Origin of the sequence: Streptomyces sp. NPDC050549 (assembly GCF_040655035.1) — a bacterium.
GTDB lineage: Bacteria > Actinomycetota > Actinomycetes > Streptomycetales > Streptomycetaceae > Streptomyces.
Genome location: NZ_JBFAJD010000049.1, coordinates 59,796 through 66,210, shown reverse-complemented (window position 1 = coordinate 66,210; position 6,415 = coordinate 59,796). Strand labels below are relative to the sequence as shown.

Here is a 6,415-nt window from a genome sequence, read left to right as displayed (position 1 = left end):
ACTCGGACAGGGTGTCGGACACGCGCCGCCCGGCACAGCATCGGCACGGCGCGTCACATCACAACAGGGCCAACGTTGCTTGATGCGGCACTAGTGACCCTGTGTGTAGAAAGGACGCACTGTCTGGCGCATCCACTCCGCCACCGGGTCCTGCGTCACGTCGAGGAGGACCAGATTGACCGGCCATTTGACCTCGGTCCTGGTCAGTGCGCGGGACAGGGCGTCCATGGGGGCCGCCCTCAAGTCGCCGTCCCAGTTGGTCAGTTCCACGCCTACGAACATCACCGGGTCGGCGGTCTCGATCGCGGCCAGGCAGCGGCGGGCCGTGCCGACCACGCCGATGCCGGCGAACTCCGCGGAGGCCGCGGCGAGGAAGTCGACCGGGTCGTCCTGCCAGTCGGGTTCGAAGAGGCGGACCCGGCCGCCGCTGGTGGGGCCGTCGAGGGCGGTGCGGCCGATACGGCACAGCTCGGCCACGGCGGCGGGCGGGAGGGGGATGCCGACCACGCCGTCCGGGTTCACCGCGATGCCCACCTGCGGGGGCAGTCCCCGCGCGAACTCCACCGCGGGCGCGATCGTGAACGACAGGTGCGAGCCGACGACCTGGCGGAACTGCTCCTCGGAGCTGAAGACCGGGACGAAGGCCTGCCCGTCGATGTCCAGCGTGGGCAGGTCCAGGGGTCCGCTGTGCGGGCCGCCGCCGCTGGGCAGCGGGACCCAGACGAAGCTGCGGGACAGCACCTCGATGATCCGGCCGCCGGCCGAGGGCAGGCCGAGGGAGACCGAGAGCACCTCCTCCAGCTCGTTGCCGGGCCATCCGCCGTGCGGATGCGGGTGGGGGTACGCCTGACCGGGGAAGTCCGCCGGGAAGTCCATCTACCTACCGCCTGCTGGTGAAACCGCCTGCTGTAAACGTGCTGTGGCAGAAAAGGCTAGCGGCTCAGTGCGCGAAGTCGATCCGGCGCAGCACGTCCGCCGCGTCCCGGTCCAGGAGGACGGCCGAGCCCACGCCGTGCGGCAGGTCGCCGCGCTCCACGGCACGCAACAGGCGGGCGGCGGCCCGGCGGTGGCGCAGGAACGCGTACCGCGAGACTCCCCGGCCGCGCTCGCGCTGGCCGTCGAGCGCGGTGTCCGGGCTGACGTCGAGGAACACCAGGTGCAGGGTGCCTCCGCGGCGGTGGGCGGCGCGGGCCAGCCAGCCGCGCACCCAGGTCTGGGTGCCGCAGTCGTGCACGACCGCTCCGGACGCGGAGCGCAGGGTGCGGTGCAGTCCGGTGTAGTGGGCGAGGCGGACCAGGGGGCGGTAGACCGCGTACGGGAGCAGGCCCGACATGCGGGACATCCGGGCGTCCCAGCGGTCCCGGGTGTCCTGGCTGTCGACGCGGGCGCCGTCGCCGGTCACCGCGCGCCGCATCAGCGTGGACTTGCCGCTGCCGGGCAGGCCGGTGACCACGACCAGGTCGCGAGGGCCGAAGCGGAGTCCGTGCGGGCTGCGGCCGGCACGCTCGCGGAGGTCGCGGACGACCGGTGCCGGGCGGGCCGGGCATGCCTCCCTGGCCGGGGCCGAGGGCTGCTTGGGCAGCGCTACGGCCGAGGTCGTGGCGTACACCGTGGTCCTTGTCACCGTGATCGTCCTCCCTGCGGGGTCAGGAAAGGTTCTCCCCAACGAACGTAAAGAGAAGGTAATGCACGGTGTCTCGCGGTTCCGTTCGCTTCCGGCCACAGGCCTGTTACAAAGCCTGTGCGATGATGTGCGCGCCTAACTGCATACCGGCCGCTTGAATCCGCGCGGGAGAGTCCCCAGTCGTACGTCGTCAGTCGTACCTCGTACGTCGTCCGGGGCGCCGAAGGAGCAAGTCCCTCCCTTGAATCTCTCAGGCCCAGTTACCGCGCGGGCGAGGCACATCTGAAAAGCGGGCCGCCGTCGCCGGTGGTCCCACCCAAGGTGCAACCCATGTCCCGTGCGTGTCCCGCGCGGTCATGGCGAACCTCTCAGGTTCCGATGACAGATGGGGAGGAACGACCTCGCCGTCATGCCTTGGGAGACCGACCGATGAGCAGTACCGCCACCCCTGAGAAGCGCCGCACCGCGCTCGACGCGCTGCACCGCTCGCTCGGTGCGACGATGACCGACTTCGCCGGCTGGGACATGCCGCTGCGCTACGGCTCCGAGCGCGACGAGCACCTCGCCGTCCGCACGAAGGCCGGCCTCTTCGACCTCTCCCACATGGGCGAGATCACGGTCACCGGACCGGAGGCGGCCCGACTCCTCAACTACGCGCTCGTCGGCAACATCGCCTCCGTGGGTGTCGGCCGCGCCCGCTACACCATGATCTGCCAGGCCGACGGCGGCATCCTCGACGACCTCATCGTCTACCGGCTGGCCGAGACCGAGTACATGGTGGTGGCCAACGCCTCCAACGCCCAGATTGTCCTGGACTCGCTGGTGGAGCGTGCCGAGGGTTTCGACGCCGTCGTCCGCGACGACCGTGACGCGTACGCGCTGCTCGCCGTCCAGGGCCCCGAGTCCCCCGGCGTCCTCGCCTCGCTCACGGACGCCGACCTCGACGGTCTGAAGTACTACGCCGGTCTGCCCGGCACGGTCGCGGGCGTCCCCGCGCTGATCGCCCGCACCGGCTACACCGGCGAGGACGGCTTCGAGCTGTTCATCGCCCCCGGTGACGCGGAGAAGCTGTGGGAGGCGCTGACCGAGGCCGGGGCGTCGGCCGGGCTGATCCCCTGCGGCCTGTCCTGCCGGGACACGCTCCGCCTGGAGGCGGGCATGCCGCTGTACGGCCACGAACTGTCGACCTCCCTCACCCCGTTCGACGCCGGGCTCGGCCGGGTCGTGAAGTTCGAGAAGGACGGCGACTTCGTCGGGCGTACGGCCCTGGAGGCCGCCGCCGAACGCGCCGCCGCGCAGCCGCCGCGCGTCCTGGTCGGCCTGGTCGCCGAGGGCCGCCGGGTCCCGCGCGCCGGATACTCGGTCGTCGCCGACGGCGAGGTGATCGGCGAGATCACCTCCGGTGCCCCCTCCCCCACGCTGGGCAGGCCCATCGCGATGGCCTACGTCGACTCGGCGCACTCGGCGCCGGGCACGACCGGTGTCGGCGTGGACATCCGGGGCAGTCACGAGCCGTACGAGGTCGTGGCGCTGCCGTTCTACAAGCGCCAGAAGTGACAGTCGTCGTAGCGTCGGGTCGGTGACCGGGGCGGATCGCCCCTGCTCCCCGACACCCTCCGCGTTTCCCCCCTTCACCAGCACTCCCCCGCGTACAGGAGAATTCACGCCATGAGCAACCACCCCGAGAATCTGCGGTACAGCAAGGAACACGAGTGGCTGACGGACGCCGTCGACGGTGTCTCGACGGTCGGTATCACCGAGTACGCGGCCAACGCGCTCGGCGACGTCGTCTACGCCCAGCTCCCCGAGGTAGGCACCACGGTGACCGCGGGCGAGTCCTGCGGCGAGCTGGAGTCGACGAAGTCGGTGTCGGACCTGTACGCGCCGGTCACCGGTGAGGTCGTGGAGATCAACTCGGCCGTCGTGGACGAGCCCGCGCTGGTCAACTCCGAGCCCTTCGAGGGCGGTTGGCTGTTCAAGGTGCGGATCACGGACGAGCCGGGCGACCTGCTCTCCGCCGACGAGTACACCGCCTTCACCGCCGGCTGAGGAGTCGTAGACCCATGTCCGTCATGAACACGCCGCTGCACGAGCTCGACCCGGACATCGCCGCCGCGGTCGACGCCGAGCTGCGCCGTCAGCAGTCCACGCTGGAGATGATCGCCTCGGAGAACTTCGCTCCGGTCGCGGTCATGGAGGCGCAGGGCTCCGTCCTCACCAACAAGTACGCCGAGGGATACCCCGGCCGTCGTTACTACGGCGGCTGCGAGTACGTCGACGTGGCCGAGCAGATCGCGATCGACCGGGTCAAGGAGCTGTTCGGCGCCGAGTACGCCAATGTGCAGCCGCACTCGGGCGCCTCCGCCAACCAGGCCGCCCTGTTCGCGCTGGCCCAGCCCGGCGACACCATCCTCGGCCTCGACCTGGCGCACGGCGGCCACCTCACCCACGGGATGCGGCTGAACTTCTCCGGCAAGCAGTTCAACGTGGTCGCCTACCACGTGGACGCGCAGACCGGTCTGGTCGACATGGCCGAACTGGAGAAGCTCGCCAAGGAGCACCGCCCGAAGGTCATCATCGCGGGCTGGTCCGCCTACCCGCGGCAGCTGGACTTCACCGAGTTCCGCCGGATCGCGGACGAGGTCGAGGCGTACCTGTGGGTCGACATGGCGCACTTCGCGGGCCTGGTGGCGGCCGGCCTCCACCCGAACCCCGTCCCCTACGCGGACGTCGTCACCTCCACCACCCACAAGACGCTGGGCGGCCCGCGCGGCGGGATCATCCTCGCCAAGCAGTCCTTCGCCAAGAAGCTGAACTCCTCCGTCTTCCCCGGCTTCCAGGGCGGTCCGCTGGAGCATGTGATCGCCGCCAAGGCGGTCTCCTTCAAGGTCGCGGCGAGCGAGGACTTCAAGGAGCGCCAGCGGCGTACCGTGGAAGGCGCGCGGCTGCTCGCCGAGCGACTGGTGCGGGACGACGTGAAGGCCTCCGGCGTCGACGTCCTGTCGGGCGGCACGGACGTGCACCTCGTCCTGGTCGACCTGCGCAACTCCGAACTCGACGGTCAGCAGGCCGAGGACCGGCTCCACGAGGTCGGCATCACGGTCAACCGCAACGCCGTCCCGAACGACCCGCGGCCCCCGATGGTCACCTCCGGCCTGCGCATCGGTACGCCGGCGCTGGCGACCCGCGGCTTCACGGCCGAGGACTTCGCCGAGGTCGCGGACGTCATCGCGGAGACGCTGAAGCCGTCGTACGACGTGGCGGGTCTGAAGGCCCGTGTCACGGCGCTGGCGGAGAAGTACCCGCTGTACCCCGGGCTGTAGTCGCCCACTGGGGATGCCGCGCACACTGAAAGGTGTGCGCGGTGTCCCGCCCCCTGCACCACCCCGCACGTCTTGCGTTCTGAGGAGTCACCGTGGCCATCTCGGTCTTCGACCTGTTCTCGATCGGCATCGGCCCGTCCAGCTCCCACACGGTCGGCCCGATGCGGGCGGCCCGCATGTTCGCGCGCCGGCTGCGCAACGAGGAGCTCCTCGACTCCGTCGCCTCCGTCCGCACCGAGCTCTACGGCTCGCTCGGCGCGACCGGGCACGGGCACGGCACCCCGAAGGCGGTGCTGCTCGGCCTGGAGGGCGAGTCACCGCGCACGGTGGATGTGGAGGGGGCCGATGAACGGGTGGAGCAGATCAGGGCGGCCGGACGCATCCGCCTGCTCGGCGAGCACGAGATCCCGTTCGACTTCGACGCCGACCTGAAGCTGCACCGCCGCAAAGCCCTGCCGTACCACGCGAACGGCATGACGCTGTGGGCCTACGACGCGGCGGGCACCGAGCTGCTGTCCAAGACGTACTACTCGGTGGGCGGCGGCTTCGTCGTCGACGAGGAGGCGGTCGGCGCCGACCGGATCAAGCTGGACGACACGGTCCTCAAGTACCCCTTCCGCACCGGCGACGAGCTGCTGCGCCTCACCCAGGAGACCGGTCTGTCGATCTCCGCGCTGATGCTGGAGAACGAGCGCGCCTGGCGCACCGAGGAGGAGATCCGGGCCGGGCTGCTGGAGATCTGGCGGGTGATGGGGGCGTGCGTGTCGCGGGGCATGTCGCGGGAGGGCATCCTGCCCGGCGGCCTGAGGGTCCGCCGCAGGGCCGCCATGTCGGCACGCCAACTCCGGGCGGAGGGAGACCCGTTGGCGCACGCGATGGAGTGGATCACGCTCTACGCGATGGCGGTGAACGAGGAGAACGCGGCGGGTGGCCGGGTGGTAACGGCCCCCACGAACGGGGCGGCCGGCATCATCCCGGCGGTCCTCCACTACTACATCAACTTCGTACCGGGCGCCGACGAGGACGGAGTCGTCCGCTTCATGCTCGCGGCCGGTGCCATCGGCATGCTCTTCAAGGAGAACGCCTCCATCTCCGGCGCCGAGGTCGGCTGCCAGGGCGAGGTCGGCTCCGCCTGCTCGATGGCGGCGGGCGCGCTGGCCGAGGTGCTCGGGGGTTCTCCCGAACAGGTCGAGAACGCGGCCGAGATCGGCATGGAACACAACCTCGGCCTCACCTGCGACCCCGTCGGCGGCCTCGTCCAGATCCCCTGCATCGAACGCAACGGCATGGCCGCGGTGAAGGCGGTGACCGCGGCACGGATGGCTATGCGGGGGGACGGGTCCCACAAGGTGTCCCTCGACAAGGTCATCAAGACGATGAAGGAGACGGGGGCGGACATGAGCGTGAAGTACAAGGAGACGGCTCGGGGCGGGCTGGCTGTGAACATCATCGAGTGTTGAGGGGGTAT

6 protein-coding genes and 1 riboswitch are annotated in these 6,415 nt (G+C 70.4%); of the genes, 4 read left to right on the top strand and 2 right to left on the bottom strand.

What is annotated here, in order from left to right:
* Positions 1-90: 90 nt before the first annotated feature.
* A complete protein-coding gene (locus AB0I51_RS42315; protein ID WP_362983805.1) occupies positions 91-876 on the bottom strand; it encodes an enhanced serine sensitivity protein SseB in 786 nt (261 codons plus the stop codon).
* A 64-nt stretch (positions 877-940) separates the two neighbouring features.
* Positions 941-1,630, bottom strand: coding sequence for an AAA family ATPase (locus AB0I51_RS42310; protein ID WP_362983817.1), 690 nt, complete (start codon positions 1,628-1,630; stop codon positions 941-943).
* 149 nt (positions 1,631-1,779) lie between these two features.
* Positions 1,780-1,900, top strand: a riboswitch (glycine riboswitch).
* A 153-nt stretch (positions 1,901-2,053) separates the two neighbouring features.
* On the opposite strand from AB0I51_RS42310, the gene gcvT reads away from it, so the two are divergent.
* The 4 genes from gcvT (at position 2,054) to AB0I51_RS42290 (ending at position 6,407) form a co-directional block, all read left to right on the top strand.
* Entirely contained in the window at positions 2,054-3,181 is a 1,128-nt protein-coding gene (gene gcvT, locus AB0I51_RS42305; RefSeq protein WP_362983803.1) for a glycine cleavage system aminomethyltransferase GcvT, read from the top strand.
* A 111-nt stretch (positions 3,182-3,292) separates the two neighbouring features.
* Entirely contained in the window at positions 3,293-3,673 is a 381-nt protein-coding gene (gcvH, locus tag AB0I51_RS42300; protein WP_362983801.1) for a glycine cleavage system protein GcvH, read from the top strand.
* Between the two features lie 14 nt (positions 3,674-3,687).
* Complete coding sequence (gene glyA / locus AB0I51_RS42295; RefSeq protein ID WP_362983799.1) at positions 3,688-4,947, top strand: serine hydroxymethyltransferase; 1,260 nt, start codon at positions 3,688-3,690, stop codon at positions 4,945-4,947.
* A 92-nt stretch (positions 4,948-5,039) separates the two neighbouring features.
* On the top strand, positions 5,040-6,407 hold the full coding sequence (locus AB0I51_RS42290) for an L-serine ammonia-lyase (RefSeq protein ID WP_362983797.1): 1,368 nt from the start codon (positions 5,040-5,042) through the stop codon (positions 6,405-6,407).
* The last annotated feature ends 8 nt before the right edge of the window (positions 6,408-6,415 follow it).

Coding starts and splice junctions, on each gene's coding strand:
- gcvH (WP_362983801.1), top strand. CDS start 3,293: ATGAGCAACCACCCCGAGAATCTGCGGTACAGCAAGGAACACGAGTGG.
- glyA (WP_362983799.1), top strand. CDS start 3,688: ATGTCCGTCATGAACACGCCGCTGCACGAGCTCGACCCGGACATCGCC.
- gcvT (WP_362983803.1), top strand. CDS start 2,054: ATGAGCAGTACCGCCACCCCTGAGAAGCGCCGCACCGCGCTCGACGCG.
- AB0I51_RS42315 (WP_362983805.1), bottom strand. CDS start 876: ATGGACTTCCCGGCGGACTTCCCCGGTCAGGCGTACCCCCACCCGCAT.